General features: G+C 70.3%; 25 protein-coding genes. 12 read left to right on the top strand and 13 right to left on the bottom strand.

Annotation, left to right across the window (positions count from 1 at the left end; translation table 11 throughout):
• Nucleotides 1-71: 71 nt before the first annotated feature.
• Nucleotides 72-1,511 (top strand): MFS transporter, encoded by a 1,440-nt coding sequence (locus OED01_RS01195; RefSeq protein ID WP_264156587.1) that lies wholly within the window; start codon nt 72-74, stop codon nt 1,509-1,511.
• Nucleotides 1,512-1,531: 20 nt separating this feature from the next.
• Here OED01_RS01195 and OED01_RS01190 read toward each other — a convergent pair whose 3' ends face one another.
• A complete protein-coding gene (locus OED01_RS01190; protein ID WP_264156586.1) occupies nt 1,532-1,927 on the bottom strand; it encodes a hypothetical protein in 396 nt (131 codons plus the stop codon).
• Between the two features lie 71 nt (nt 1,928-1,998).
• Here OED01_RS01190 and OED01_RS01185 point away from each other — a divergent pair, with 71 nt between their 5' ends.
• Together OED01_RS01185 and OED01_RS01180 are read left to right on the top strand one after the other, a co-directional pair.
• On the top strand, nt 1,999-3,195 hold the full coding sequence (locus OED01_RS01185; RefSeq protein WP_264156585.1) for a cobalamin-independent methionine synthase II family protein: 1,197 nt from the start codon (nt 1,999-2,001) through the stop codon (nt 3,193-3,195).
• 69 nt (nt 3,196-3,264) lie between these two features.
• Nucleotides 3,265-4,062 carry a TspO/MBR family protein gene (locus tag OED01_RS01180; RefSeq protein ID WP_264156584.1) on the top strand — a complete coding sequence of 266 codons (798 nt, stop codon included), beginning with the start codon at nt 3,265-3,267 and terminating at the stop codon, nt 4,060-4,062.
• Between the two features lie 85 nt (nt 4,063-4,147).
• On the opposite strand, the gene OED01_RS01175 is transcribed toward OED01_RS01180, so the two are convergent.
• From OED01_RS01175 to OED01_RS01165, 3 genes are all read right to left on the bottom strand, one after another.
• The gene (locus OED01_RS01175) at nt 4,148-5,086 is read right to left on the bottom strand and encodes a serine hydrolase (RefSeq protein ID WP_264156583.1); all 939 of its coding nucleotides are present in this window, start codon (nt 5,084-5,086) and stop codon (nt 4,148-4,150) included.
• 88 nt (nt 5,087-5,174) lie between these two features.
• Nucleotides 5,175-7,139: a M13 family metallopeptidase gene (locus OED01_RS01170; protein ID WP_264156582.1), complete on the bottom strand. Its 1,965-nt coding sequence runs from the start codon at nt 7,137-7,139 to the stop codon at nt 5,175-5,177.
• A gap of 45 nt (nt 7,140-7,184) precedes the next feature.
• Nucleotides 7,185-7,823: a TetR/AcrR family transcriptional regulator gene (locus OED01_RS01165; protein ID WP_264156581.1), complete on the bottom strand. Its 639-nt coding sequence runs from the start codon at nt 7,821-7,823 to the stop codon at nt 7,185-7,187.
• A 65-nt stretch (nt 7,824-7,888) separates the two neighbouring features.
• Between OED01_RS01165 and OED01_RS01160 the strand changes: the two genes are divergently transcribed.
• Together OED01_RS01160 and OED01_RS01155 are read left to right on the top strand one after the other, a co-directional pair.
• On the top strand, nt 7,889-8,932 hold the full coding sequence (locus OED01_RS01160; protein ID WP_264156580.1) for an agmatine deiminase family protein: 1,044 nt from the start codon (nt 7,889-7,891) through the stop codon (nt 8,930-8,932).
• Nucleotides 8,929-10,632: an amidase gene (locus OED01_RS01155; protein WP_264156579.1), complete on the top strand. Its 1,704-nt coding sequence runs from the start codon at nt 8,929-8,931 to the stop codon at nt 10,630-10,632. Before OED01_RS01160 ends, OED01_RS01155 begins: the two co-directional genes overlap by 4 nt.
• A gap of 16 nt (nt 10,633-10,648) precedes the next feature.
• Here the strand turns inward: OED01_RS01155 and OED01_RS01150 are convergent, their stop codons facing one another.
• Complete coding sequence (locus OED01_RS01150; protein ID WP_264156578.1) at nt 10,649-11,197, bottom strand: DnaJ family domain-containing protein; 549 nt, start codon at nt 11,195-11,197, stop codon at nt 10,649-10,651.
• Nucleotides 11,198-11,254: 57 nt separating this feature from the next.
• Between OED01_RS01150 and OED01_RS01145 the strand changes: the two genes are divergently transcribed.
• Together OED01_RS01145 and OED01_RS01140 are read left to right on the top strand one after the other, a co-directional pair.
• Nucleotides 11,255-12,580: an MATE family efflux transporter gene (locus OED01_RS01145; RefSeq protein WP_264156577.1), complete on the top strand. Its 1,326-nt coding sequence runs from the start codon at nt 11,255-11,257 to the stop codon at nt 12,578-12,580.
• A 40-nt stretch (nt 12,581-12,620) separates the two neighbouring features.
• Nucleotides 12,621-13,496, top strand: a complete 876-nt coding sequence (locus OED01_RS01140; protein WP_264156576.1) for a YceB family lipoprotein — start codon at nt 12,621-12,623, stop codon at nt 13,494-13,496.
• Here OED01_RS01140 and OED01_RS01135 read toward each other — a convergent pair whose 3' ends face one another.
• The 4 genes from OED01_RS01135 to OED01_RS01120 all read right to left on the bottom strand — a co-directional run bounded on the left by OED01_RS01135 (nt 13,497) and on the right by OED01_RS01120 (nt 17,209).
• Entirely contained in the window at nt 13,497-14,660 is a 1,164-nt protein-coding gene (locus OED01_RS01135; protein WP_264156575.1) for a hypothetical protein, read from the bottom strand.
• Nucleotides 14,661-14,743: 83 nt separating this feature from the next.
• Nucleotides 14,744-15,400 carry a response regulator transcription factor gene (locus tag OED01_RS01130; RefSeq protein WP_264156574.1) on the bottom strand — a complete coding sequence of 219 codons (657 nt, stop codon included), beginning with the start codon at nt 15,398-15,400 and terminating at the stop codon, nt 14,744-14,746.
• On the bottom strand, nt 15,397-16,581 hold the full coding sequence (locus tag OED01_RS01125; RefSeq protein WP_264157998.1) for a sensor histidine kinase: 1,185 nt from the start codon (nt 16,579-16,581) through the stop codon (nt 15,397-15,399). The genes OED01_RS01130 and OED01_RS01125 overlap by 4 nt, the downstream gene beginning before the upstream one ends.
• A 7-nt stretch (nt 16,582-16,588) precedes the next feature.
• Nucleotides 16,589-17,209, bottom strand: a complete 621-nt coding sequence (locus tag OED01_RS01120) for a TrmH family RNA methyltransferase (protein WP_264156573.1) — start codon at nt 17,207-17,209, stop codon at nt 16,589-16,591.
• A 22-nt stretch (nt 17,210-17,231) separates the two neighbouring features.
• On the opposite strand from OED01_RS01120, the gene OED01_RS01115 reads away from it, so the two are divergent.
• From OED01_RS01115 to OED01_RS01095, 5 genes are all read left to right on the top strand, one after another.
• Nucleotides 17,232-17,861: a metal-dependent transcriptional regulator gene (locus OED01_RS01115; protein WP_264156572.1), complete on the top strand. Its 630-nt coding sequence runs from the start codon at nt 17,232-17,234 to the stop codon at nt 17,859-17,861.
• A 109-nt stretch (nt 17,862-17,970) separates the two neighbouring features.
• A complete protein-coding gene (locus OED01_RS01110; protein WP_264156571.1) occupies nt 17,971-19,899 on the top strand; it encodes a glycoside hydrolase family 10-like protein in 1,929 nt (642 codons plus the stop codon).
• A 95-nt stretch (nt 19,900-19,994) separates the two neighbouring features.
• A complete protein-coding gene (locus OED01_RS01105; RefSeq protein ID WP_264156570.1) occupies nt 19,995-20,774 on the top strand; it encodes an HAD-IIA family hydrolase in 780 nt (259 codons plus the stop codon).
• 1 nt (nt 20,775) lies between these two features.
• A complete protein-coding gene (locus tag OED01_RS01100; RefSeq protein WP_264156569.1) occupies nt 20,776-21,345 on the top strand; it encodes a YdeI/OmpD-associated family protein in 570 nt (189 codons plus the stop codon).
• A complete protein-coding gene (locus tag OED01_RS01095; RefSeq protein WP_264156568.1) occupies nt 21,342-21,500 on the top strand; it encodes a hypothetical protein in 159 nt (52 codons plus the stop codon). The genes OED01_RS01100 and OED01_RS01095 overlap by 4 nt, the downstream gene beginning before the upstream one ends.
• Before the next feature lie 47 nt (nt 21,501-21,547).
• On the opposite strand, the gene OED01_RS01090 is transcribed toward OED01_RS01095, so the two are convergent.
• The 4 genes from OED01_RS01090 to OED01_RS01075 all read right to left on the bottom strand — a co-directional run bounded on the left by OED01_RS01090 (nt 21,548) and on the right by OED01_RS01075 (nt 25,654).
• A complete protein-coding gene (locus OED01_RS01090; RefSeq protein WP_264156567.1) occupies nt 21,548-22,705 on the bottom strand; it encodes an anhydro-N-acetylmuramic acid kinase in 1,158 nt (385 codons plus the stop codon).
• 186 nt (nt 22,706-22,891) lie between these two features.
• Nucleotides 22,892-23,974: a Gfo/Idh/MocA family protein gene (locus tag OED01_RS01085; protein ID WP_264156566.1), complete on the bottom strand. Its 1,083-nt coding sequence runs from the start codon at nt 23,972-23,974 to the stop codon at nt 22,892-22,894.
• Nucleotides 23,971-24,759, bottom strand: a complete 789-nt coding sequence (locus tag OED01_RS01080; protein WP_264156565.1) for a ThuA domain-containing protein — start codon at nt 24,757-24,759, stop codon at nt 23,971-23,973. Before OED01_RS01080 ends, OED01_RS01085 begins: the two co-directional genes overlap by 4 nt.
• A gap of 31 nt (nt 24,760-24,790) precedes the next feature.
• Nucleotides 24,791-25,654 (bottom strand): carbohydrate ABC transporter permease, encoded by an 864-nt coding sequence (locus OED01_RS01075; RefSeq protein WP_264156564.1) that lies wholly within the window; start codon nt 25,652-25,654, stop codon nt 24,791-24,793.
• Between the last annotated feature and the right edge of the window lie 8 nt (nt 25,655-25,662).

Below are 25,662 nucleotides of genomic sequence, written 5' to 3'. Positions count from 1 at the left end.
AGGGAGACGAACGCCGCGACGGAAATGTGACCACGCGGCCCCGATGTCGCGAGCGCCGATAGCCTTGCAGGGTGGGTACGGATGATGAGAAGGCGCGTCGACGCCTCTCCCGGACCCCTCCCCGGTGGGCCACGGTCGCCGTGCTGGCGTTCGCCGGCCTCTGCGCGTCGTTCATGTTCACGCTCGTCGTGCCGCTGCAGGCCGAGCTGCCGAGGCTCCTGAACTCCTCCCGCGAAGACACGACCTGGGTCGTGACCATCACCCTGCTCGTCGCGGCGGTCGCGACGCCGATCTCCGGCCGTCTGGGCGACATGTACGGCAAGCGGCGCGTCGTGGTGGTGCTGCTCGCGCTGCTCGTCGCGGGTTCGTTGATCGCGGCGCTGTCCGGTTCGATCGTCGGCGTCATCATCGGTCGCGGGCTGCAGGGCGGCGTCACCGGCGTCATCCCGCTGGGCATCGCGATCATGCGCGACATCCTGCCGCCGCAGCGACTCGGCACCGCCGTCGCACTGATGAGCGCGACCATGGGGGTCGGCGGTGCGATCGGGATGCCGGTGGCGGCGCTGCTCGCCGTGCACGCCGACTGGCACACGCTGTTCTGGCTCGCCGCCGCGCTCGGCGTCATCGGGCTGGTCCTCGTGTTCCTGTTCGTGCCGGAGGACGTGCTGCGCTCCCCCGGACGCCTGGACATCCCCGGCGCGATCGGGCTGGCCATCGGGTTGACCGGCATCCTGCTGTTCGTCTCGCGCGGAGCCGAATGGGGCTGGACCGCCCCGCTGACCCTCACCAGCATCGTCGGCGGCGTCGCCGTCCTGCTCGTGTGGGGCTGGTATCAGCTGCGCACGGCCGACCCGCTGCTCGATCTGCGCGTCGCCGCTCGGCCGGCCGTGCTGTTCACCAACATCGCCGCGATCGGCATGGGGTTCGCCCTGTTCGCCTCCAACGTGACCTTCCCGCAGATGCTCGAACTCCCGGCCGAGACCGGCAGCGGGTTCGGGCTCGACATGGTCGGCGCCGCGCTCATCGTGATGCCTGCCGGCCTCGTGATGATGGTGATCTCTCCGCTGTCGGGCTGGCTCGAGCGCACGATCGGCCCCCGGCCGCTGTTCACCGGCGGCGCCGCGGCCATCGTCCTGGCGTACGTGTTCGTGCTGCTGTGGTCGAGCGAGGTCTGGCACATCCTCGTCGCGAACCTGTTCATCGGCGTCGGGATCGGCTTCACCTTCGCCGCCATGCCGATGATCATCATGCGCTCGGTGCCGGCGAACGAGACCGGGGCGTCGAACGGGCTGAACGCGCTGTTCCGCTCGGTCGGGACCTCGAGCGCTTCCGCCGTGATGGGCGGCGTGCTCGCCGCGATGAGCGTCGAGGTCGACGGTGTGGCGCTCCCCACGCGCGAGGCCTTCCAGGTGTGCTTCTGGCTGGCGATCGCCGCGGGCATCGTCGCGGTCGTGCTGTCGCTGTTCATCCCCCGCCAGCGCGCGGCGGAGCAGCATCCGTCCCTGCCCTGACCGGCACCGCCGCGCCGCGGTCAGAACACGCGCGGGTCCGGGTCGCCCGCGTGCGGCGGCCGCAGGCGGGCAGGCAGCGGCCACGGCAGGACGAACGGCTCGGACGCCGGCCTGCTCATGTCCCCGAAGTCGTCGACCTTCACGACGATGCGGCCCGTCCGACCGGCATCCGTCGGAGTGACCTCGACGATCCGCACGCGCAGCGGACGTTCGGACTCACCCTCGAGCATCCAGGCGTCGGCGAGCCAGGCGAGCCCGTGCTCCTCGAGCGCCGACTCGGCGTCCAGCCACTCGACTGCCTCCGCGACGGGACGCCCGAGCACATCGATCGCGGTCCATTCATCGCCGGCCGGATGGATCCATCCGAGCAGCTCGCCGTCGTCTCGACGATGCGGCGTCCAGTCGGGGTCGGTCATGCATCGAGCCTACGGGTCACCGTTCGTCACGCGAATCGGCGGCAGCCGCGGCATCCCGATAGCGTCGGAGCATGAGCACGATCGCCACCACCACATCCGGAAGCCTGCCCCGAACCGACGCCCTCATCGCGGCCAACGCCGCCCGTGCGGTCGGAGACGACGGCTTCACGCTCGAGACGACGCCCGAGTTCGAGGAGCTGGTCGCGGATGCCGTCGCGGACGTCGTGCAGCGTCAGCGCGATGCGGGCATCACGCTCGTCGGTGACGGCGAGTTCGGCAAAGCGATGTCGAACCCGCTCGACTACGGCGCCTGGTGGAGCTACTCGTTCCAGCGCGTGAACGGCCTCGCCCTCACGGACAACAACCTCTTCACCCAGCCGACGGCCGTGTCGAGCCCGGGGAACATCGAGCTCACCAGTTTCGTCGACCGCCGGGACCGCCAGCTGTTCCCCGCCGTCTACAGCGACCCGCACTCCGGGGCGTTCGAGGGCAAGCCGGCGACCGAGTTCCCCACGACCACCGGGCCGCTCTCGTATCGCGGCCAGGATGCCGTGGCGGCCGATGTCCGTCAGCTCAAGGCCGCCCTCCGCGACGGGGAGCAGGGCTTCATCACCGCGATCGCCCCCGGCTCGGCCGCCCGCGTGTGGAACGAGCACTACGCCACGTACGACGAGCACCTGTGGGCATGGGCCGAGACGCTGCGCGAGGAGTACAAGGCGATCACGGATGCCGGACTCATCGTCCAGCTCGACGACCCGTCGCTCGCCGAGAACTGGGATCAGATCAGCCCGGAGCCGAGCGTCGAGGACTACCTCGCCTTCACCGCGAAGAGCATCGAAGCGCTGAACCACGCGATCGAGGGACTGCCGAAGGAACTCGTACGGCTGCACCTGTGCTGGGGCTCCTGGCACGGCCCGCACGTCACCGACATCGAGATCGCGAAGATCCTCCCCGAGGTGCTGAAGGCGAACGTCGGCTCGATCTCGTTCGAGGCCGGCAACGTCCGCCACGAGCACGAGTTCGGCGCCTGGGCCGATGCGGCTGTTCCGGACGATCTCGTCCTCGTACCCGGCGTCGTCAGCCATGCCACGAACGTCGTCGAGCACCCCGACCTCGTCGCTCAGCGCATCACGCGCTTCACGGACATCGTGGGCGCGGAGCGGGTGATCGCCTCGACCGACTGCGGCCTGGGCGGTCGTGTGCACGCCGACATCGCGTGGGCGAAGCTGGCGGCTCTCGGCGAGGGCGCCCGGCGCGTGCGCGCCTGAATGCATCCCGCATCCGACGGCGCCTGTCAAGGCGGCGCGGATCGCGTGGCCGCTCGGTAGGGTCGGGGCATGAGCGACACGAGCAGCACGACCAGGGACATCGTCCGCCAATCGGCCGTCATCGCGGCCGCCGTGTTCATGCTGATCGGCGCCACGGTCGGCGGCGGAGCGTTCGGCGGCGCACCCGTCAACGAACTGCAGAACGGCGCGCTCGCGGCCGACGGCTCCTATCTCGCGCCCGCCGGCCCGGCCTTCGCGATCTGGACCGTCATCTACGTCGGGCTGACCGGTTACACGATCTGGCAGGCGCTGCCCGCGCAGCGCGCCGACGAGCGCCAGCGCCGCGCCGGGTGGTGGATCGCGGCATCCCTGGTGCTCAACGGACTCTGGCTCGTCGTCGCACGCTTCGGCACGCTCATCCTCACGGTGCTTGTCATCGCGGTGCTGCTGGCCGTCCTGGCACGGATCATCGTCCTCCTCGGCGCCGCACCAGCACGCAACGGAATCGACCGGCTCCTCGTCGACGGGAGCATGGGCCTGCACTTCGGCTGGGTCACGATCGCGACCGTCGCCAACACCGCCGCCTGGCTGACGCAGACGCTGCCCGGCGAGCTGGAGGCGCAGGCGGACGTCTGGGGCGTGATCGTGCTCGTCGTCGTCACCGCGATCGGCGTGGCCAGTGCGCTGGCCACGCACCGGCTCGCTCCGGCGATCGCATCGGCCTGGGGTCTGGCATGGCTCGCCGTCGGCCGCCTGAGCGGAGAGCCGTCGAGCATCGCGATCGGCGTCACCGCCGTGGCCGCGGCGGTCATCATCCTGGCAGCGGGTGTCGTCGGCATCGTCCGGTCTCGTCGCACCGGTCGCTGACGCGCCTGCGCGGAGAATCCGTTTCGCCTCGGGCGGTGGCTCCGCCGGCCTCGCTCGACGAGCGAGACCGGCCGAGCGAGGGACCTCAGTGCGCGTACTCCATCAGGTCGACGCCGAGCACGCGGAAGGCGTCGTGCGCGCGCAGTCGATGCGCGATGGACAGATCGTCGAAGCACACGATCATCGCGTAGGCGATGCCCGACCGCGGCCCTGCGAGCACACCGGCTTCGGCCCGCACTCCGCGGTCGCGACCGGTCTTGTTGATGAACAGCAGCCCGTGCTCGTCGTGATCGTGCGCGAAGGGGTCGAGACCGGTGGACGCGGCCACCAGGCTCAGGTCCTGATTCAGGCTCAGCCATTCGGCGACCTGGGCGCTCACCGCGGCATCCACGACCTCGGAGTTCACCAGCGCGGAGAAGAGACCGGCGAGTTCGCGGCTCGACCCGACGGCGACCTGAGGCGCGTCGTCGGGTCCGCGGCGATCGCGGAAGCGGTCCAGCACGGCAGTCCGGGTGAGGCCGAGCGCTTCGATGCGGGCACTCACGCGCTCGTGTCCGACGCGCTGCAGCAGCGCGTTGACGGCGATCGGGTCACCCGCGGTGGCCGCCAGCACGGCGAGGTCGGTCAGCGGAAGCGCGGGTGCGCGCAGATGCCTCCACAGCCCCGACGTCGTGACGGCATCGACCGATGAGCGCTCGACGATCTCGAGCGGGTCGAGGCTGCCGTCCTCGAAGGCGGCGGCCACCTCGATCAGCAGCGGGACGACGCCGAGACCCGCGATCGGCATGGGCAGGTGATCGTCGCCGGAGAGGACGTGCCGGTGGGTGTCGAGGTCGACGACGTGCACGGACACCTGCGCCCCGGCATCCGCCAGTTCCTCCAGCGCCTTCAGCGTGGCGTCGAAGGACCGTCGGCCGACGGCGGCGCGACGCGGCAGGCGTCGGGCGCTGCGGTGCGAACGGCGCACAGCGGTCGGCGATGCGCCGTCGAAAGGCTCGGGAGCCGGGGGGAGGGAGGAACCCACGCGTGGTCCTTCACGACAAGGGGTGGGAGGGGGCGGGGATATCGTAACCCCGCCCCCTCCCCCCGTGATCACCCGAGGCCGTGAATAGTCACCAGATCGTCACACGCCCGTCAGCCGGCAGGAACAGCGCGTCCTGCGCTGTGACGTCGAACGCCGTGTAGAAGGCGTCGATGTTACGCACGATCTGGTTGCAGCGGAACTCGTTCGGCGAATGCGGATCGATCGTGAGGAGGCGGATCGTCTCGGCGTCCCGGCTCTTCTGCTGCCAGGCCTGGGCCCACGACAGGAAGAGCCGCTGCACCCCGGTGTAGCCGTCGATGATGGGCGCCTCCGCGCCGCCCAGCGACAGCTCGTACGCCTTCAGGGCGATGCCGAGACCGCCGAGGTCACCGATGTTCTCGCCGATCGTGAGCGCGCCGTTGACGTGGTGCTCCGCATCGAGGCCCACCGGCACGAGCGCGTCGTACTGCGCGATCAGCGCCTTGGTGCGCTCCTCGAACGCGGCGCGATCGGCGTCGGTCCACCAGTCCTCGAGCTTGCCCTGGCCGTCGTATCGGCTGCCCTGGTCGTCGAAGCCGTGTCCGATCTCGTGGCCGATCACCGCGCCGATGCCGCCGTAGTTCGCTGCCGCATCGCGGGTGGCGTCGAAGAACGGGTACTGCAGGATGGCCGCGGGGAACACGATCTCGTTCATCGAGGGGTTGTAGTACGCGTTGACCATCTGCGGCGGCATGTGCCACTCCAGGCGGTCGATGGGCCCGCCGACCTTGTCGACGTTGCGGTCGTGCTCGAAGACATTCGCACGGCGGACGTTGCCGAACAGGTCGGCGGCATCGATCTCGAGCGAGCTGTAGTCTCGCCACACCTCGGGGTGGCCGATCTTCGGCGTGAAGGCGGCGAGTTTGGCCAGGGCCTTCTCGCGCGTCTCGGGACTCATCCACTCGAGTTCGGAGATGCTCTGCCGGTACGCCTCAATGAGGTTCGCCACGAGCTCGTCCATGGCGGCCTTGGCCGTCGGCGGGTAGTGCCGCTCGACGTAGACCTTGCCGATCGCCTCGCCGAGGGCCCCCTCGGTCAGCGAGACGCCGCGCTTCCAGCGCTCGCGGATGGTCGGGATGCCGGAGAGCTCGGTGCCGTAGAACGAGAAGTTCTCCAGCACGATGTCGTCGGTCAGGTACGGTGCGGCGGCATGCACGATCTGGGCGCGCAGCCAGGCCTTCCAGTCGTCGAGGCGCTCGGCGACCAGCAGCGCGCCGAGGCCCTCGAAGAAGCTCGGCTGCGAGACGACGGCCTCGTCGAACGCGCCGGAGTTCGTCGGTGCAACGGCGTCACGCCAGGGGGTCAGGTCGGCACCGGCGAGAGCCTGGATCTCGTCCCACGTCTTGAGGTTGTAGGTCGCGACGGCGTCGCGGCTGCGCACGTTGTCCCAGTGGTGCCCCGCCAGCTCGGCCTCGAGGGCGATCGACCGGTCGGCCTCGGCCGTGGCGTCCGCGAGGCCGGCGAGCGCGAGCAGGCGCTCGAGGTGCGCGCGGTACGTTGCGCGGGTGCTCTCGAAGCTCTCCAGACGGTAGTAGCTCTCGTCCGGGAGCGAGAGACCCGACTGCACGAGGACCGGCACGTAGCGGTCCGGGTTGCCCGAGTCCTGATCGACATAGAAGCTGATCAGGTGCGCACGGCCGTCCCGTTCGTAGACGCCGAGCGTGTGCAGGAAGGCGGGGATGCCGTCGATCGCGTCGATCTCGGCGAGCGTGTCGGCCAGCGGGGTGACGCCGGCCGCGGCGATGCGCTCGGTTTCCATGAAACTGGCGAACAGATCGCCGATCTTGCGCGCCTGCGTTCCGGCTTCCGCGGTCTGCGATTCCTCGATGATCGCGCGCACGTCCTTCTCCGCCTGCTCGGCGAGGAGGTGGAACGAGCCCCAGCGAGCCTTGTCGCCGGGGATGTCGGTGCGGTCGATCCACGCGCCGTTCACATGCCGGTACAGGTCGTCCTGCGGTCGGATGTCGGAGCTGAACTCGGAGATGGCCAGGCCTGCGGGAAGCGCGTCAGTCATGAGCAACAGCCTACGACCGGGATCGGACAGGGCGGATGCCGCGACTCACCGCGTGGGCAGGTGCTTCCCGATGGCCCCCGTCGGCGCGCCGACCAGCGTCTCGCACGCCTGCGCCAGCCGCGCGGCGAATGTGGCCGCGTCGGTGCGGCGGGTGAGCGCGTGCGCCGAGATCCCGTCGATCATGGCGAGGATCTGCCAGGCGACGGCATCCGTGTCGTCGGTGCGGAACTCCCCGGTGCGGTGGCCGTCGTCGATGAGCTGCGCGATGAAGGACTGCCAGGCGCTCATCTGCTCGTCGATCGCGATCGACAGCGCCGCGCTGCCGCGGCCGAGCGACCACGCATCCACCCATACCAGCGTGACGTCGTCATGGTCGCTGCTGAGCACGGTCGAGATCATCCGGGCCAGCTGCGCCGACGGCCCGTCCTCCGTCTCGGATCGCGTGCGCACGTCGTCCAGTTCGGATGCCGCGAGTTCGCGGAACGTGCGGGCGACGAGGTCGTCCATGCTCGACGCGTAATGCGCCACCAGGCCGGGGACGACGCCGGCCCGCGCGGCGACAGCACGCAGCGTCAGGGCCGAGAGGCCCTGCTCTCTCGCGAGGGCGATCGCCGCATCATGGATCTCTGCGGAGCGCTGCTGAGGGCTCTTCCGGGTGCGGGGACGGACGTCGGGCGTTGACATGGTTCCTCCAGTGTAGGAAACTCTTGTATTGATCAGGCGATCAATACATCTCGAAGGAGAACGACATGGGCTGGAGAATGCCCCACGAGGGCGACCGGCACGAGCGCACCTGGATGGCCTTCCCCCGAGCGGGCATCACGCTCGGGGACGGCGCGGCATGGCAGGAGACGGCGTACCGCGCGTGGACGGACACCGCGCTGGCCATCACCGAGTTCGAGCCGGTCACGATGCTCGTCGATCCGACCGAGACGGCCCGCGCGAAGGACATGCTCGGCTCGGCCGTCGAGATCCTCGAGACCCCGCTCGACGAATTCTGGATGCGCGATTTCGGCCCCACCTTCGTCCTCGACGACGATCGCCCTGGCGCGCTCGGCGCGGTCGACTGGATCTTCAACGGCTGGGGCGCTCCGGCGTGGGCGCAGTGGCAGGTTTCGGCCGGGGTCGCCCGGATCGTCGCGGAGCGCACCGGGGCTGCGCACATCAGTTCCGTGCTCGTGAACGAGGGCGGCGGCATCCACGTCGACGGCGAGGGCACCGTGCTGCTCACCGAGACCGTGCAGCTCGACCCGAACCGCAACCCCTACGCCGACAAGGCGCGTGTCGAAGCCGAACTCGCGCGCACGATCGGCACGACCAAGGCCATCTGGCTGCCGCGAGGACTCACCCGCGACTACGACGAGTTCGGCACCAACGGGCACGTCGACATCGTCGCCGCCTTCGCCGGCCCAGGGCGGGTGCTGCTGCACCGCCAGGACGATCCGGGCCACCCAGACCACGTCGTCACGCGCGAGCTGCGGGCGTTCCTGCGGGACCAGACGGATGCCGCCGGTCGGCCGCTCGAGATCATCGACGTGCCTGCTCCGACGACCCTGCGCGACGATGAAGGGTTCGTGGACTGGAGCTACATCAACCACCTCGTGGTGAACGACGCCGTGATCGCCTGCGGGTTCGGCGAGGACGCCGCCGATGCCCGCGCGCGGGACATCCTCGAGGCCGCGTACCCGGGTCGCAGGGCCGTCACCGTCGACGCGCGCCCGATCTTCGCGCGAGGCGGCGGCATCCACTGCATCACCCAGCAGCAGCCGGCGACGGTGGAGGTGCCGGCATGATCGACGTGGTCGAAGCATCCATCGCCGATCTGCGGGCGGCGCTCGAGAGCGGCGACGCCACGAGCGTCCAGCTCGTCCAGGCCTACCTCGCCCGCATCGACGCGTACGACGCGCCGGGCACCGAGACCGCGCTCAACGCGGTCGTGGTCCGCAATCCCAGGGCGCTGGCCGAGGCCGCGGCATCCGATGACCGCCGAGCGGCAGGGCGACCGCTCGGACCGCTCGACGGCATCCCCTACACCGCGAAGGACAGCTATCTCGTCACCGGCCTCACGGCAGCAGCCGGATCACCGGCGTTCGCCGACCTCATCGCGCAGCGCGACGCGTTCACGATCGAACGACTCCGTGCCGGCGGCGCGATCTGCCTGGGTCTGACCAACATGCCGCCCATGGCCAACGGGGGCATGCAGCGCGGCGTGTACGGCAGGGCCGAGAGCCCGTACAGCGCCGACTGGCTGACCAGTGCGTTCGGTTCCGGCTCATCCAACGGCTCTGGCACGGCGACAGCGGCGAGCTTCGCGGCCTTCGGGCTCGGCGAGGAGACCTGGTCGAGCGGCCGCGCACCGGCGTCGTGCAACGCGCTGTGCGCCTACACGCCCAGCCGCGGCGTGATCTCCGTGCGGGGCAACTGGCCGCTCGTTCCGACCATGGACGTCGTCGTGCCGCATACGCGCACCATGGCCGATCTCCTCGAGGTGCTGGACGTGATCGTCGCGGATGACGCGGACGCGCGCGGCGACTTCTGGCGCGCGCAGCCCTGGGTCACGATCCCCGCGGCATCCGAGGTCCGCCCCGCCTCGTACGCCGATCTCGCGCCGGGCGACCTGCGCGGCACGCGACTGGGTGTTCCTCGGATGTACATCAACGCCGATCCGGATGCCGGGACCGGCACCACGATCGGGGGATCGACCGGGCAGCGGATCGAGACCCGATCGTCCGTGATCGCCCTGTGGGAGCAGGCGCGGCGCGACCTGGAGGCCGCAGGCGCCGAGGTCGTCGAGGTGGACTTCCCCGTCGTCACGAACTACGAGGGCGACCGCGCCGGCGCACCCACGATCGCGACCAGAGGACTGGTCAGCCCCGAGTACCTGCGGCGCGAGATCGTCGACCTCTCGGCGTGGGCGTGGGACGACTTCCTGAAGGCGAACGGCGACCCAGGGCTGTCGAGCCTCACGGACGTCGACGGCGCGCAGATCTTCCCCGCGCCGCCCGGCGCGCTGCCCGACCGGTACGACGGCTTCGACGACGACATCGCCGAATATCCGCGAGTCGTGGCAGAGCGCCCGTATCCGGACTTCACCGCGATCCCTCAGCTCGCGGAGGGTGTTCGAGGGCTCGAGGAGACCCGCCGCGTCGACCTGGAGGAATGGATGGACACCCTCGGACTCGACGCCGTGGTCTTCCCCGCGATGGCCGACATCGGCCGCGCCGACATGGACGTGGATCCCGCGTCCGCCGACGCCGGCTGGCGCAACGGCGTATGGGTCGCCAACGGCAACCTGGTCCCGCGTCACCTGGGCATCCCGACCGTGACGATCCCGATGGGCACGATGGCCGACATCGGGATGCCGGTCGGCCTGACGTTCGCCGGACGGGCGTACGACGACACGGCCCTGCTCGCCCTCGGGCTCGCGTTCGAGCGGACCGGTCACCGGCGCACCGAGCCGCCGCGGACACCCCGGCTCGAGGCGCGGGGCTGACGGGCCGACCGGGTGCTCAGCGCCGGCGGAACCAGCTGCGGCGTCGGGTCGCTGTCGTCTCCGGGTCGGGCGAGAGCGCCGCGGTCGCAGCGGAAGACCGCCGGTCGCGCCACGCGGCGACCTCCGCCTCCACATCGCGGGTGCGGGTCACGACCGGCGGGCCGCCCATCAGCTGGCGCCGCGCATTGATCACCCGCCTGTTGAAGTCCTCGAGCACGTCGCGGACGTCGCTCTCCCTCGTCAGCGCGTCGAGCTGGTCGTCCAGCTCCCGGTCCTCCGTGCGCAGCAGCAGTGCGGGAGGGCCGAGGCCGGTGAGGTTCTCGGTCTCGATCTTGCGCCGGATCCACCAGTCGGGATCGTGATGCGTACCGAGCCCTTCCAGCGGCTTGCCGGCGCCTGGCAGGTCGTCGAACTCGCCGCGACGGATCGCGACCTGGATCGCGCTCTCGACGAACTCGTGCTTGTTCTCCGCCGTGAGCTGCATCGACGGCGCCGCCTGTTCGGCGTCGGGCGCGGCGGTCTGCCTGGCCCAGTAGCGGGCGGCATTTCCTCGGGGATCGGTCATCGTGCACCTCCGGAGTCCGGTCCGGCCAGCCTACCGAAGGCCCCGTAGGCTCGGAGGGTGACCGCCCGTGCAGCATCCCTGAACCGAGAGATCCTGCGTCTGGCCGTGCCCGCCCTGGGTGCGCTGGTCGCCGAGCCCGCCTTCCTCATCGTGGATGCCGCCCTCGTGGGCCACCTCGGCACGACGCCGCTCGCCGGTCTCGGGATCGCGGGCGCCGTCCTGCAGACCATCGTCGGCCTGATGATCTTCCTCGCCTACTCGACGACTCCGGCGGTGGCGCGGCGGTTCGGGGCTGGTGATCCGAAGAACGCCGTCTCGGTGGGCATCGACGGCATGTGGCTCGCCCTCGGACTCGGCGCCGTGCTGGCGGCCGCCGGGGCGGTGTCATCGCCCTGGCTGGTGTCGCTCTTCGGTGCTTCGGATGCCGTCGCAGAGCAGGCCGACACCTATCTCGCGATCTCGATGTGGGGCCTGCCTGCCATGCTCATCGTCTTCGCGGCCACCGGGCTGCTGCGCGGCATGCAGGACACCGTGACGCCGCTGTGGATCGCGGGGCTCGGATTCGCCGCGAACGCGCTGCTGAACTGGCTGTTCATCTACGGGTGGGGCTGGGGCATCGCCGGCTCCGCCGCGGGAACGGTCACCGCCCAATGGGGCATGGTCGCCGCTTACGTCGTCGTTATCGGCCGGCTCGCTCGACGCCACCAGGCCTCCGTCCGGCCGCAGCGCGACGGCGTCCGCGGATCGGCGCGGTCGGGGGGCTGGCTGTTCCTGCGGACAGTGAGTCTGCGCGTCGCCCTGCTCGCCACGGTCGGTGTCGCGACCGGCATCGGCACGACGGAGCTCGCGGGCTGGCAGGTCGTCTTCACGATCTTCTCGGCCGCGGCCTTCGCACTGGATGCCCTGGCGATCGCCGCGCAGGCCCTCATCGGGAAGGGACTCGGCGCGGGCGACGAGCGCACGGTGAAGCGAGTGCTCGCCCGCACTGTGGCCTGGGGCGCCTGGTTCGGCGTGATCGTGGGCGCCCTGATCGGTGCACTCTCGGGAGTGATCGGTCTCGCGTTCACGGGCGACCCTGAGGTCGCCGCGCTCATCCAACCCGCACTCATCGTGCTCGCGGTCGCGCAGCCGGTCGCCGGGGTCGTGTTCGTGCTCGACGGCGTGCTCATGGGTGCAGGCGATGCGCGCTATCTCGCGATCGCCGGTGGTCTCAACCTCGTGCCGTTCCTGCCCGTGCTGTGGATCATCGCCGCCACCGGCGTGGACGACACCGCTGGTGTGACGTGGCTGGCCGTCGCCTTCTTCGGCGTGTACCTGCTCGCGCGTCTCGCAACCCTGGGATGGCGCGTGCGGACGGGACGCTGGCTCACCGCGACCGTGTGATCCGCCGCCCCCTCCGCTCGGCATGCGCGAGGATGATGACATGAATCCCTCGCCGGAGTGGCCTCGAGATGCGGATGCCGTCGTCGACTGGATCCGCACGGTCGCCCTGGAACCCGGCGAGGAGGTCATCGCCACCGGACTCGAGCGCATCCGCGTCACAGCAGAGCTCATCGGCACGGATCTGGAGTCACTCGCCATCGATGCGACCGACGCGGCGCTGGATCTGCACTTCGCCGATCCATCGCCGGCCCCCATGCCCGCGGTCGAGCCCGACGTGGTGCGCAGCAGCACGGGCATCGCCCGCTCGGTCCGGATGACCGCGCAGCCGATGCGCATCTCCGGGATCCCGCTCTTCCTCGACGTCCGACTCTCCGACGCACCGATCACCTGGCTGGTGTACGCGAACCCCACAGTCCGAGGGACCGAACAGAGCCGGCACGACCTGCAGGTCGCCGAGGACGGCACCGGCGTGCGCGGCAGCGTCGACCTGTCGATCCGCGCCGACGACATCGCCCCGCTGATCAGATCGATGCTCGAACCAGGCCTGGCGTCGGCCGGCATCCGTCTCAGACGACTGGACATCGACATCCTGCAGGACGGTGCGGACGGCATCCGGCTGCGAGCGCGTGGGGCAGCGCGCTGGAAGCTCCTGTCCGCATCGGCCCGTGCGTCTGCGCGGGTGCGCATCACGAGCGACGGCATCCTGACCCTGCGCGATCTGCGGATCGGGAGCGGCAACCCCGTCGTCGCCTTCGGGTTGCTCTTCGTCCGCAGGCACCTCCGTGACGCGATCGGGAACACGTTCGATCTCAATGCGGATGAGGCCGGCCTGCAGGGCATCCGCGTCCACGGCGTTCAGGTCGCCGCCGACGAGGACGTCCGGATCCGCGCCCGGCTCGGGCGAGCGCCGTCCTGATCACGCCTCCCGACTCTCCATCTCGGCCAGGTGAGCCATCGCGCGGGCGTGCGCCGCGGCATCCACCTCCGGACCGGCCTGGGCGGCCTGGACGGAACGGTGCATCGCGTAGGCCCACGCGGCCAGCCCGAGCAGCGGACCCCAGAGCCAGAACGGGAACATCGCCATGACGTGGAGCGTGTCGACGGCGCCTGCCGGAGACCCGATGCCCTGGGCTGCGAACTCGACGCCGCCGGCGGTGAACAGCACACTCACGAAGCCCGCGGGGAGGATCGCCAGCGCCGGCGGGACGGCTCGCCCGCCGAGGCCGGCCATCCATCGGGGGAACCGTTCACCCCACGGACGGACGAGCCCCAGCGTGAGCAGCCCGCCGAAGAGGATCGCGGATCCGAGCATCAACCCGGTCAGCTGCGTGCCCGGCGACTCGGCGAACTTCTCGGCGCTGCCGCCGAACAACGGCCAGGGAGTGAGCCAGGTCAGACGGGCGAACGTGTAGGGGACGGCGCACAGCGCTGCCACGACGGTGATCGCGACGCGATGACGCAGCACCCCGCGCGCAAAGGCTCCCCTGGCTTCGACGCTGACCCCGATCGCCCAGGTGAGCAGAGCGGCCGCCGTCAGCACATGCGCCAGAGACATCAACATGGTCGGAAGGATGCCGACCATGGCGTCCAGGATGCGCGGCAGAAGGGATGCTCCATCGAGGTTGAGGGCGGCGTGGACGACGCCCGCGATCACCAGCAGCACCACGGGTACGCCGATCCATGGGTGACGGAGGGCGAGCAGCGTGACAGCCACGACGATGCCGAGGGGCACGAGCAGGGCGAAGGTGTAGCCGGCGGCGGGGATCACTCCACCCGGAGTGCCGAAGGCGATGATCGCCGCGACGAGCAGGCCGACCACGCGCAACGTCGTCAGGCTCGACGGCGTCGTGCGCAGCGTCGTGGCAGCGAGGACGGAGACCGCGACGGCGCCCATCGCGGCGCACAGGACGACGACGGATTCGGCGGTCGTCCCGCCGATCCGTGCGAGGAAGGCGGGTTCGAGGTCGGCCGTCCAGGCGACGGCATCGGGGGCGAGCAGCCGGAGCAGGGTCACCGCGGCGATGGCCGCACCGCCCAGGACGGCTGTCAGCAGGAGCAGAGAGCGGATTCGATTCGACATGGCCCCACGCTAAGAAGGCGCGGTGTGCGGCCGCATCGCCCGCGGAGGCGACCGGGGTCACCCGTGCGGGTGATCTCTCCGCCTCACTCCCCCGGTCGGAGCACGCCGTTCTCGTAGGCCCAGATCACGACGTGGACGCGGTCAGGCAGCCCGAGTTTCGCGAGCACGGCCTTGACGTGGGTCTTGACGGTGTTGGCCGACAGGAACAGCGCGCCCGCGATGTCGTCGTTGGACGCTCCGGTGGCGAGCAGACGGACGACCTCCTGCTCGCGGGGGCTGAGCACGGCCAGCGCGGCCTCCGCATCCGGAGCCGGAGACCCGTCACGCACGAAGCCGATCAGAGACCGCATCGCGCGCTCGCCCAGCACCGGCTCGCCCTGCGCCACCGCCATCACGGCATCCGCGACCTGCTGCGGTGCGGCGTCCTTCGTGAGGAACCCGCTGGCGCCGGCCCGAACCGCCGCGAACACGTACTCGTCGAGATCGAACGTCGTCAGCACCAGCACGCGCGTCTCGGGTCGCAGCCGCAGCACCTCGGCTGTGGCCGCGATGCCGTCCGTGCCCGGCATCCGCACATCCATCAGGACGACGTCGACGGCGCGGCCGCGCACGAACCCGATCGCCTCGTCGCCCGAACGCACCGACCCGACGATCTCGAGCCGCTCGTCGCGGCCGAGCATCATCGCGAGCGCCTCGCGCAGCAGGTCCTGGTCGTCCGCCAGCAGTACTCGGATCGTCATGGCCGGTCCTCCCCCGTCGATGCGGCCTGATCGGCGCGCGGCAGCTCGGCCCTGACCGCCCACCCTTCGGCCTCGGCGCCCGCGGACAGCGCACCGCCGGCCAGCCGCACCCGCTCGGCGAGGCCCACCAGCCCGACGCCGACTCCGAGATCGCTCGCCCGGCGCCCGGCACCGCCGTCGTCGCGGATGGTGGCGACCAGGGTCGTCGCCCGCCAGTCCAGCACGACGGTCACCCGCACCGGCGGCCGGGTGTGCCGCAGCGCGTTCGTCAGAGCCTCGCGCACCACGTGGTGCAGCGCGAGCACGACGACCGGCTCGAGCGCTCCGACCATGCCGTGCTCCTCCAGGTTGGCGACCGCCCGCGGGCTCCGAACGCTCTCCACCAGCGCCCGCACCGCGTCGAGGTCCGGGGCGGGGTCGCGACCGGCGTCGTCCGCGACGATCCCGCGCATGCCGCGCAGCGCCTCCCGTCCGGTGTCGACGACCACTCCGAGCGCCCGCTCGCTGGTCTCGGGCTCCTCCCGCAGGAACGCCCTGGCCACCTCGGCCTGGGCGATCATCACGGTCGTCGCGTGGGCGACGAGGTCGTGCAGGTCACGGTTGATCCGCTCCCGCTCCTCGGACACTGCGCGCTCCGTGCGCGTTCGGAGCTCATCCTCCGAGCGCGCTCTGCGCAGCCGCTGCAGGGCCCCGAGCGCCCAGGCCGCGGCGACCGCTGCCGCGAGTCCGATGAACCCGCCGAGCTGCCACAGCGGATTGTCGAGCCCTGGCGTGGCCAGCACGACGATGATCGCGCCGACGATGCCCACGGCGAGCGCGGCGGCGCTGTACCGGCGGTCGCACTGCAGCGACACCTGTCCGAGCACGAGCAGATACACGATCGCCGACGGATACATGGCGGCCGAGTTCACGCCGCCGACCGGGATGAGCGCCAGCGCGAGCATGAGCGCGCTGGCGACGACGAAGGCCGCGAGCGGATGGCGGATCCCGACGAACGACAGCACGTGCAGCACCGTGAACAGCGCGATGGCCGTGCCCAGCAGCAGGCCGGTGAGTCCGGGTGGCTGGGCGAGCGCCGCGATGGTCGCCGGCAGCAGGATCGCGGCGAGCACCGCGGTGGTGATCACATCGAGCCGCTGCCACACTCGGGGCGCGCCTTCTCTGCTCCGCTGGTCCGCCATCACCGGCTCATCCTCCGGCGTACCGCCGGCACCACTCGTACATGACCACGGCACCTGCGGCCGAGGCGTTGATCGATCGGGTCGAGCCGTACTGGGTGATCTCGATGTGGCCGGATGCCGCGGCGAGCGCCTCCTCGCTCAGCCCAGGGCCCTCCTGACCGAACAGCAGCACGCATCGCTCCGGCAGGTCGGCACGGTCGACGGGAACCGCCTCGCCGACGTTGTCGACCGCGATGACCGGCAGCCCGGCATCCCGCGCCCAGGCGGCGAAGGTCGCGACGTCCTCGTGGTGCACGACGTGCTGGTAGCGATCGGTGACCATCGCGCCGCGCTTGTTCCACCGGCGGCGGCCGATGATGTGCACGGTGTCGGCGAGGAACGCGTTGGCGCTGCGCACGATGGAGCCGATGTTCATGTCGTGCTGCCAGTTCTCGATCGCGACGTGGAACGGATGCCGCTTCGTGTCGAGGTCGGCGACGATCGCTTCCATCCGCCAGTAGCGGTACCGGTCGATCACATTGCGGGTGTCGCCGTTCGCGAGCAGCTCCGGATCGTACTGCTCACCCTGGGGCCACTCCCCTTCCCAGGGGCCGACGCCGTGGGTGCTGCGCTCGGGGGTCTCGCTCACCCCGCCAGCGTAGTCTGGACCGGTGGCTTCCCCCGCAGCAGACGACTACCTGAAGACGGTGTACGCGCACACCGAGTGGCAGGACGCCCCGATCACCCCGTCGCAGCTTGCGGCGAAGTTGGGGATCGCGCCGTCCAGCGTCACCGAGATGGTCAAGAAGCTCGCCGCCGCCGGCCTCGTCTCGCACGTGCCCTACGGCGCGGTGCGGCTGACGGATGCCGGACTCGCCCGCGCACTGGCGATGGTGCGCCGGCATCGACTGATCGAGACGTGGCTCGTGCAGGAGTTCGGCTACTCCTGGGATGAGGTCCACGACGAGGCCGAGGTGCTGGAGCACACCATCAGCGATCGCCTGCTCGAGGGCATCGACGAGCGCCTCGGACGGCCGCGCTTCGACCCGCACGGCGATGCGATCCCGGATGCCGCGGGCGCCGTCGACCGTGTGCCGTTCGTGCTGCTCGCTGATGCGCCGGCCGGCCATGTCGGACGTGTCCTGCGGGTCGATGATCGCGACCCCGAACTTCTGCGGACACTGGAGACCGCCGGTCTCGGCGTCGGCGCCGAGGTGCGCGTCCGGGAGTCCGGCGTGGCCGTGGGCGCCGTCGAGCTCGACCTCGACGAAGCGGCGCACGCCATCTGGCTGAGCCGCTGACCGTCCCCGCTACGTGGACAGGTGAGACTGCGTCGAGGGGCTGGCAATATTTTCCGCGGCTGTGCAAGACTATGAAAATCCTTGTCACAATCGATGGAGTGAGGACTCGATGAAGAGACGCCCCCTGGCTGCGACCGCAGCCGCCCTGCTGCTGATCGCCGCCCCCACGGCTGCCGCGGCGGCGACCGGCGCTGACGAAGACGTGCTCTACAAGTACGTCAAGAACGCCGATGGCACCTACGGCTACAGCACCACGCCCGTGGAGACCTACCCCGGGTCGGGGACGCAGGTCTCCATCCCGACCGAACTCGTCGAAGAGCCCCGTCGCTTCTCCAGTGCGTGGGTCGCCACGATCGGAAACCTCAACTTCGGAAAGCCTGCCGGCGAGGCGGACTTCGCCGCGAAGTACGACGCCGTGCTCGATGACTTCGAGGCGTGGAACATGAACTCCGTCATCTTCCAGGTGCGCCCCCTGCTCGACGCGTACTACCCGTCCGAGATCAACCCCTGGTCCGAGTTCCTCGGCGGCCCGCAGGGCACCGACCCCGGATACGACCCGCTGGCGCACATGATCGAGGCGACGCACGAGCGCGGCATGGAGTACCACGCGTGGCTCAACCCCTACCGCGTGACCAACACGAAGATGACGGCATCATCGATCCTCTCCGCACTGGGGATGACGGCGGATCAGGTCAAGGCGCTGAGCACGCCCGAGTACATCGCCGCGCTCAACGCCGCCGGCATCCTCGCCGACGAGAACTTCGCGGTCCGGTATCCGGAGCTCGTGCTGTCCTTCGAGGAGAAGCTGTTCCTCGACCCCGGCCGCCCGGAAGTGCGCGACTACGTCGCGGCATCCGTCGCCGAGATCGTCGAGAACTACGACGTCGACGCGATCCACTTCGACGACTACTTCTACCCGTACCGGATCACCGTCAACGGCGTGAACGTCTTCTTCGGCGAGGCCGGAGAGGACCGCGCGACGTTCGAGCAGCACGGGCTGACCGCGGGATACGCCGACACGAAGGCAGGCATCGAGCAGTGGCGGCGCGACAACGTCACCGGGCTGATCACCGACGTCCGCGACGCGATCACCACGCACAACAGCGCGGCCGGCACCGCCGTCCAGTTCGGGGTCAGCCCGTTCGGGATCTGGGAGCACAACGCTCTGGACCCGGCCGGATCGCACACCCCGATCACGTCGTCGCAGAGCTACAGCTCGTCGATCTTCGCCGACACCCGCGGGTGGGTGCAGGACGAGCTGATCGACTACCTCACCCCGCAGATCTACTGGAGCTTCGACCAGGGCGCTGCCCCGTACGGCGAGCTGGCCGAGTGGTGGAGCGGCACGACCGCGGACAGCCGCACCCAGATCTACACCGGCCACGCGCTCTACAAGCACGTGAACAACGGCGGGTTCGAGGCGGCATGGATGAACCCGGAAGAGGTGCCGAACCAGATCCGCTTCAACCAGAAGCTCGACGGCATCGACGGCAGCGTCCTGTTCAGCTACAACGACATGCGCCCGACGGATCTGTCGACGGTCGCCCCCGCGCTGCAGCCGCGCCACCAGGCGAAGAACGAGGCGATCGAGCTGTTGAAGGCCGAGGCGTTCTCCTACCCGACACTCGTGCCGGCCAAGCCGTGGCTCTCGGACGGCGACGTCGCGGCACCTGGGAGCGTCACGCAGGACGGCTCCACGCTGTCGTGGGCGCAGTGCGGCGACGCGCGGTTCTTCGCCGTGTACGCGGGAACCGGCTCGGCCGATGAGGTCGTGCAGACTCCCGGCGCCCTGGTCGACCGGGTCTGGGCAGGCGACGCGACCGCGTTCGAGTACGAGATCCCCGCGGACGCCGACCCGGCTTCCACCTGGGTCGTGACCGCTCTTGACGCGGCATCCGTGCAGAGCGACGCCGTCGAGGCGGCAGGGCCGTCGACCCACCCCGGCAAGGGCAAGGGCAACGCCAACGGGCACGACAAGGGCGAAGGCGCAGGCCAGGGACACGGCAACGGCAACGTCTGCAAGGCACCGCGCGGCTGACGCCGCGTTCACCGCGCACCGCCCGTCCCCGATCCGGGGGCGGGCGGTCGTCGTCGGCACGTGTGGCCGTCGGTCCGCACGTCTAGGCTGAGCACATGGCAGAACGCACCGAGATCGAATGCTGGCTCACCGACATGGATGGTGTGCTCGTCCACGAGAACGACGCCATCCCCGGAGCATCCGAACTCCTCGCCGGCTGGGAGGCGTCCGGCACGCCCTACCTCGTGCTGACGAACAACTCGATCTTCACGGCCCGCGATCTCTCCGCGCGACTGCGTGCGAGCGGGCTGAGCGTGCCGGAGGACCGGATCTGGACCTCGGCACTGGCCACGGCGGCCTTCCTGCAGCAGCAGGTCCCTGGCGGCTCGGCCTTCGTCATCGGCGAGGCGGGCATCCTCACGGCTCTGCACGACGCGGGCTTCGTCATGACCGAGACCTCCCCCGACTTCGTCGTGGTCGGGGAGACGCGCAACTACTCGTTCGAGGCCATCACGAAGGCGATCCGCCTCATCAACAAGGGCGCGCGCTTCATCGTCACGAACCCCGACGCGACCGGCCCGAGCGCCGACGGCCCGCTCCCCGCGACGGGTGCGATCGCCGCGCTCATCACGAAGGCGACGGGCAAGGAGCCGTACGTCGTCGGCAAACCGAACCCGATGATGTTCCGCTCCGCGCTGAACAAGATCGGCGCGCACTCCAAGCGCACCGGCATGATCGGTGACCGCATGGACACCGATGTCGTCGCCGGCATCGAGGCCGGCCTGCACACGGTGCTGGTGCTCACCGGCATCAGCGACCAGGCCGAGATCGAGAAGTACCCGTTCCGGCCTGACGAGGTCGTGAACTCGGTCGCCGATCTGCTTCCGGACGCCTGACATGGGCGCCCTCGACGACGGCGAGCAGCTGCGCGCGGCGGATGCCGACGCCTGGCGCTCCTGGCTCGAGGACAACCACACCCGTGCGGCCGGCGTCTGGCTGCTCAGCGTCCGCGGAAACCGCACGGATGGCGTCGGGTACGAGGATGCCGTCCGGCAGGCGCTGTGCTTCGGATGGATCGACGGGCCGGTGCGCACCTTCGACGACGCGACGGTCGGGCAGTGGTTCTCGCCTCGTCGGCCGTCCAGCGGCTGGGCGGCGACCAACAAGGCGCGACTGACCGAGCTCGAGGCGGCCGGCCTGCTCGCCCCGGCCGGCATCCGTGCCGTGGAGCTGGCGAAGGCGAACGGTTCGTGGACGATGCTCGATAGCCCCGAAGCCGGCATCGAGCCGGACGAGCTCGCCGCCGCGCTGGATGCCGTGCCGACCGCCCGCGCGAACTGGGACGCGTTCCCGAAATCGGTGAAGAAGTTCGGCCTCACGCACATCGCGATGGCCAAGCGCCCCGAGACCAGGGCCACTCGCATCGCCAAGATCGTGGCGGACGCCGCGGAGGGTCGGAGACCATGAACCAGAGCGACATGCTGTTCCTCGTGATGATCATCATCGGGATCTCCGCGCTGACCCTCGTCACGATCCAGCTCCTCAAGCGTCCCAAGCGCGACGACCGCGGCGAATGGTACGAGGGACCCTGGGACGACGACGACCGTCCACGCCGGCGCTGAGCGCGGCGCGGTCCGACGGAGGTCGCAGGAGCGGATGCCCTGGCGGCTCAGGCCAGCGTCAGGCTGCGGAGGGCATCGACGGGCTCCGGCATCCGCAGCGGCCCTGCGCCCGGGGTGATCGTCCCGAGGATCCGCGGGTCACGCGCGCCGGTGCCGCCGGGGACGACGGCGGGGACGCCGTGCATCGTGCACCACCCGATCAGGGCGAACAGGATCGCCTCCTTGGCATCTGCCGAGGCGCCCAGCTCGTCCGCCAGCACGACCTCCACGTCGGGAAGCGCATCGCGCAGCCCCTGAAGGATCAGCGGGTTGCGGCACCCGCCTCCTGACACGGCGAGGAAGCCGATGCCGGCACGGCGGACGTCGGCGGCGACCGTCCGCACCGTGAGCTCGGTGAGCGTGCGCACGAGATCGGCGACCGGGATGTCTCGACCCTGGTCGGCGACGGCGGCCCGGACGTAGTCGAGGTGGAAATGCTCCTTGCCCGTGCTCTTGGGCGCCTCGAGCGCGTAGTAGCCATCGGCCAGCAGCGCGCCGAGCAGGCGTTCGTCCACCCGGCCCGACCGGGCGATCGCGGCATCCTCGTCGTACCCGAGGTCGTTGAGGCGCTCGGCGGTGACGACCGCGTCGACCAGGGCGTTCGCCGGACCGATGTCGTACGCCGAGACCGTGCCGTCGCCCACGACGGTGATGTTCGCGATGCCCCCGAGGTTCAGCGCGCCGGACACCCCGGATCGGCCGCGCAGGAGCAACTCGTCGAGGAACGACACGAGCGGCGCGCCGTGCCCACCCGCGGTGATGTCGCGGATGCGGACGTCGGAGATCACCGGCACCCCGAGCCGCTCGGCGATCCAGGCGGGCTGACCGATCTGCAACGTCCCGCGGGCGTGATCGCCCTCGACCCAGTGGAAGACCGTCTGACCGTGGCTGCAGACCGCGTCGACTCCCCCGACGGATGCCGCGGCATGCGCTGCGACGTCGGCGAACGCCTGCCCGATCAGAGTGTCGAGCTCGCAGACCTCCGCCAGCGTCGTCGGCGCCGGCGGAAGCGCGGCGACCAGACGAGCGCGTAGTTCGGCCGAGTACGGCACGCTGTCCTCGTGGAGCACGCGGCCGTGCAGCCGGCCGTCCGACTCGGTGAAATCGACGACGGCGACGTCGATTCCGTCGTGCGAGGTGCCCGAGAGCAGGCCGAGAACGCGCATCCGATGTCCTTCCGTCGTGTTCTCCGAGCCTACGACGGATTTGTCAGGACGCCTGCCGAATGCGGACCGCAGCGCGCTCGCGCATCCGGGGGGCCGACACGCCAGATGTCGGACCGAATCGGCCGAAACGTCCGACGGGTGGCGTGTCGGCCCCCGTTCGCGGGACGGGCTGGTCCTCCCGGTCGCCTAAAGGAGCGCCCGCACGTCTTCACGCTCGGTGACCGCGAGCGCATCCTGACGCGCCTGCGCGAGGACGTCCTCGATCCGCACCCGCACGCCGGTCTCGGCAGACCGCACGGCCGCCTCGACCATCGCGAGGCTGCGCAGATTGTCACGTGCTGCGTTCTCCTGCGCCGTACCGGTGCGCAGCGCCGTCACGAAGGCGGCGAGGGATCCGGCGAGCTCCTGCGGAGAGCCGTCGATCTCCGCGACCACCGGGCCTCCGGCATCCGGCCGGTGAACGCGGGGTGCCCCGTCGCCGTCCCACTCGGCCGAACCGTCGGCGGCGCTCACGCGCCACGAACCGTTCCAGGAGGTCTCCAGGCCCGGGGCGCACCAGCTGCCGTCGTACACGTAGCGGGCACCGCCGTCGAACTCGAACACCGCCACGGCGTTGGCCGCGCCGTCGTACCAGCTCCACTCCGGGTTGTACTCCTCGCAGTACACCGACACGGGCTCGGCATCCATGACGTATCGCGCCGCGTCGAACGCGTGGATCGCCATGTCCACGAGCAGGACGTGCGGCATCTCCTCGCGGAACCCGCCGAAGTGCGGGGCCTTGAAGAAGTCGGTGCGCACGGTGCCGATCGTCCCGAGCGCCGCGACCTCCCGCCGCAGCGCCCGCAGCGCGGGGAAGAAGCGCCGCGACTGGCTGATCATCAGCAGCTCACCCGCGGACTCCGCGATCGCCGCCTGCACCGTCGCCGCAGCCACGGTGGGCGCCGCCGGCTTCTCGCACAGGACGGGCAGCCCGGCCTCCAGCGCTTCGCGGTTCACGACGAGGTGCGCCTCCGGGACCGTGACGTTGACGACGGCATCCGCGGCCGTCGCCCGAGCGACCTCGGCCGCGCTGCGTCCGATCTCGACGCCGTCGAGTCCGGCATCCGCCAGCGCGGCGCGTGCGGTGTCGAGGTCGAGGTCGACCAGGCCGACCAGCTCGACGTCCGGGTTCGCCGTGATCGTGCGCAGCCACGCGCGCCCCATCCCGCCGGCGCCGACCTGCACGAGCCGCAGCGGTCGATCCGCCGCGACCGTACGGAAGGTCGTCATCGCTCCATCGCCCCCTGGTAGCCCTGTCCGTTGTAGAAGTCCTCGCGCTCGTAGCGCAGCAGCACGGGGCTGGTGCGCTCGGGGCGAAGCGTCCGCGCCCATTCGACGCCGTTCGAGATGACCTTGCGCACCTCCGCCTGGTGGTAGACCGGGTAGTCCTGGTCGCCCGGGCTGAAGAAGAAGATCCTGCCGAAGCCGCGGCGATAGGTCATGCCGCTGCGGAACACCTCGCCGCCCGAGAACGTCGAGAGGAACACCAGCTCGTCGGGGGCCGGCACGTCGAAGAACTCTCCGTACATCTCCTGCGCCGGGATGATGAACGGATGCGGGATGCCCTGGGCGATCGGGTGCGTCGGGTCCACGGTCCAGACGATCTCGCGGTCGTCCTTGGAGCGCCAGCGCAGCGTGCAGCTGGTGCCCATCAGCTTGCCGAAGATCTTCGACCAGTGGCCGGAGTGCAGCACCAGCAGGCCCATGCCGGCCAGCACGTGCTTGTGCACCCGGTCGACGATCTCGTCCGCGACGTCGCCGTGGGCGGCGTGCCCCCACCAGACGAGCACGTCGGTGTTCGCCAGCAGCTCCTCGGTGAGCCCGTGCTCCGGGTCGTCGAGGGTGACGGTGGTGACCACCGCTCGATCGCCGAGGTTCTCCTCGATGCCCTCCTTGATCGTGCTGTGCATGCCGTTCGGGTAGATGTCGCGCACTTTCTGCTCGACCTGCTCGTGGCGATTCTCGCCCCATACGACGACGCGCACGGGGTTGTCGGGTGTGGTGGTCCCGGTCATTCTGCTTCTCCTCGGTGTGTGGTTCGGACGATTACTTGACGGCGCCGCCGGTGGCCCCCGCCGCGATGTAGCGCTGGGCGAGCACGAGCAGCAGGATGGCGGGGATGGACGACAGCACCGCTGTGGCCATGACGGCGCTCCAGTTGGCGACCTGGGTTCCCAGGTACTGGTAGATCCCGAGTGTCACAGGGGTGATGTCCTCGGTCGTGGTCAGGGTCAGCGCGAACAGGAAGTCGCTCCACGAGAACAGGAACGCGAACAGCCCCGCGGTGATGAGCGAGTTCTTGGCGACCGGCAGCACGATCGACCAGAACGCCCGGAAGTGTCCCGCTCCATCGACGCGCGCCGCCTCGATGATGGACGGCGGAACGCTCATCATGAACGCGCGCAGGATCATGATCGAGAACGGGATCGCCGCCGTCGCGTCGGCGAGGATCAGGCCGGGGATCGTGTTCAGGATGCCGAGGTCGTTGTACGCGGCATACAGGGCGTTGGCGATCACGATCCCGGGGATCATCTGCGCGATCAGCACGGCGAGCAGCGCCACGTTGATCCAGCGGTACCGGAACTGCGCCAGCGCGTACGCAGCCGGGGCCGCGATCGCGAGACTGAGGATCACGGTGCCGACCGAGATGACGAGGCTCGTGACGAGGTTCGCGCCCTGATCGGCGATCGCCTTCTCGTACCCGGCGAAGCTGGGGTTGAACGGGAAGAGCGTGGCGGTCAGCGTGTTGCCCGACGGCTGCAGGGACGCGTTGATCATCCAGTACACGGGGAACAGCATGACGGCGAGGAAGACGATCCCCAGCACGGTGTAGGCGATGCTCCGCCCAGAGCGGCGCTGCGCGCGGCGCGCGGCCGCGGAGTCGCCGGTGATGATGGCCATGGTGGTCATGTGCGGTT

This window comes from Microbacterium sp. M28 (assembly GCF_025836995.1).
Taxonomy (GTDB): Bacteria; Actinomycetota; Actinomycetes; order Actinomycetales; family Microbacteriaceae; genus Microbacterium.
The sequence above is the reverse complement of the archived record's forward strand: the minus strand, read 5'-3'. Positions and strand labels throughout refer to the sequence as shown.

Excerpts from the sequence above, each read along its gene's own strand:
- OED01_RS01190 (WP_264156586.1), bottom strand. The coding sequence starts at position 1,927 with ATGACCGACCCCGACTGGACGCCGCATCGTCGAGACGACGGCGAGCTG.
- OED01_RS01185 (WP_264156585.1), top strand. The coding sequence starts at position 1,999 with ATGAGCACGATCGCCACCACCACATCCGGAAGCCTGCCCCGAACCGAC.
- OED01_RS01180 (WP_264156584.1), top strand. The coding sequence starts at position 3,265 with ATGAGCGACACGAGCAGCACGACCAGGGACATCGTCCGCCAATCGGCC.
- OED01_RS01170 (WP_264156582.1), bottom strand. The coding sequence starts at position 7,139 with ATGACTGACGCGCTTCCCGCAGGCCTGGCCATCTCCGAGTTCAGCTCC.
- OED01_RS01165 (WP_264156581.1), bottom strand. The coding sequence starts at position 7,823 with ATGTCAACGCCCGACGTCCGTCCCCGCACCCGGAAGAGCCCTCAGCAG.
- OED01_RS01160 (WP_264156580.1), top strand. The coding sequence starts at position 7,889 with ATGGGCTGGAGAATGCCCCACGAGGGCGACCGGCACGAGCGCACCTGG.
- OED01_RS01155 (WP_264156579.1), top strand. The coding sequence starts at position 8,929 with ATGATCGACGTGGTCGAAGCATCCATCGCCGATCTGCGGGCGGCGCTC.
- OED01_RS01150 (WP_264156578.1), bottom strand. The coding sequence starts at position 11,197 with ATGACCGATCCCCGAGGAAATGCCGCCCGCTACTGGGCCAGGCAGACC.
- OED01_RS01140 (WP_264156576.1), top strand. The coding sequence starts at position 12,621 with ATGAATCCCTCGCCGGAGTGGCCTCGAGATGCGGATGCCGTCGTCGAC.
- OED01_RS01135 (WP_264156575.1), bottom strand. The coding sequence starts at position 14,660 with ATGTCGAATCGAATCCGCTCTCTGCTCCTGCTGACAGCCGTCCTGGGC.
- OED01_RS01130 (WP_264156574.1), bottom strand. The coding sequence starts at position 15,400 with ATGACGATCCGAGTACTGCTGGCGGACGACCAGGACCTGCTGCGCGAG.
- OED01_RS01125 (WP_264157998.1), bottom strand. The coding sequence starts at position 16,581 with ATGGCGGACCAGCGGAGCAGAGAAGGCGCGCCCCGAGTGTGGCAGCGG.
- OED01_RS01110 (WP_264156571.1), top strand. The coding sequence starts at position 17,971 with ATGAAGAGACGCCCCCTGGCTGCGACCGCAGCCGCCCTGCTGCTGATC.
- OED01_RS01105 (WP_264156570.1), top strand. The coding sequence starts at position 19,995 with ATGGCAGAACGCACCGAGATCGAATGCTGGCTCACCGACATGGATGGT.
- OED01_RS01100 (WP_264156569.1), top strand. The coding sequence starts at position 20,776 with ATGGGCGCCCTCGACGACGGCGAGCAGCTGCGCGCGGCGGATGCCGAC.
- OED01_RS01095 (WP_264156568.1), top strand. The coding sequence starts at position 21,342 with ATGAACCAGAGCGACATGCTGTTCCTCGTGATGATCATCATCGGGATC.
- OED01_RS01090 (WP_264156567.1), bottom strand. The coding sequence starts at position 22,705 with ATGCGCGTTCTCGGCCTGCTCTCGGGCACCTCGCACGACGGAATCGAC.
- OED01_RS01085 (WP_264156566.1), bottom strand. The coding sequence starts at position 23,974 with ATGACGACCTTCCGTACGGTCGCGGCGGATCGACCGCTGCGGCTCGTG.
- OED01_RS01080 (WP_264156565.1), bottom strand. The coding sequence starts at position 24,759 with ATGACCGGGACCACCACACCCGACAACCCCGTGCGCGTCGTCGTATGG.
- OED01_RS01075 (WP_264156564.1), bottom strand. The coding sequence starts at position 25,654 with ATGACCACCATGGCCATCATCACCGGCGACTCCGCGGCCGCGCGCCGC.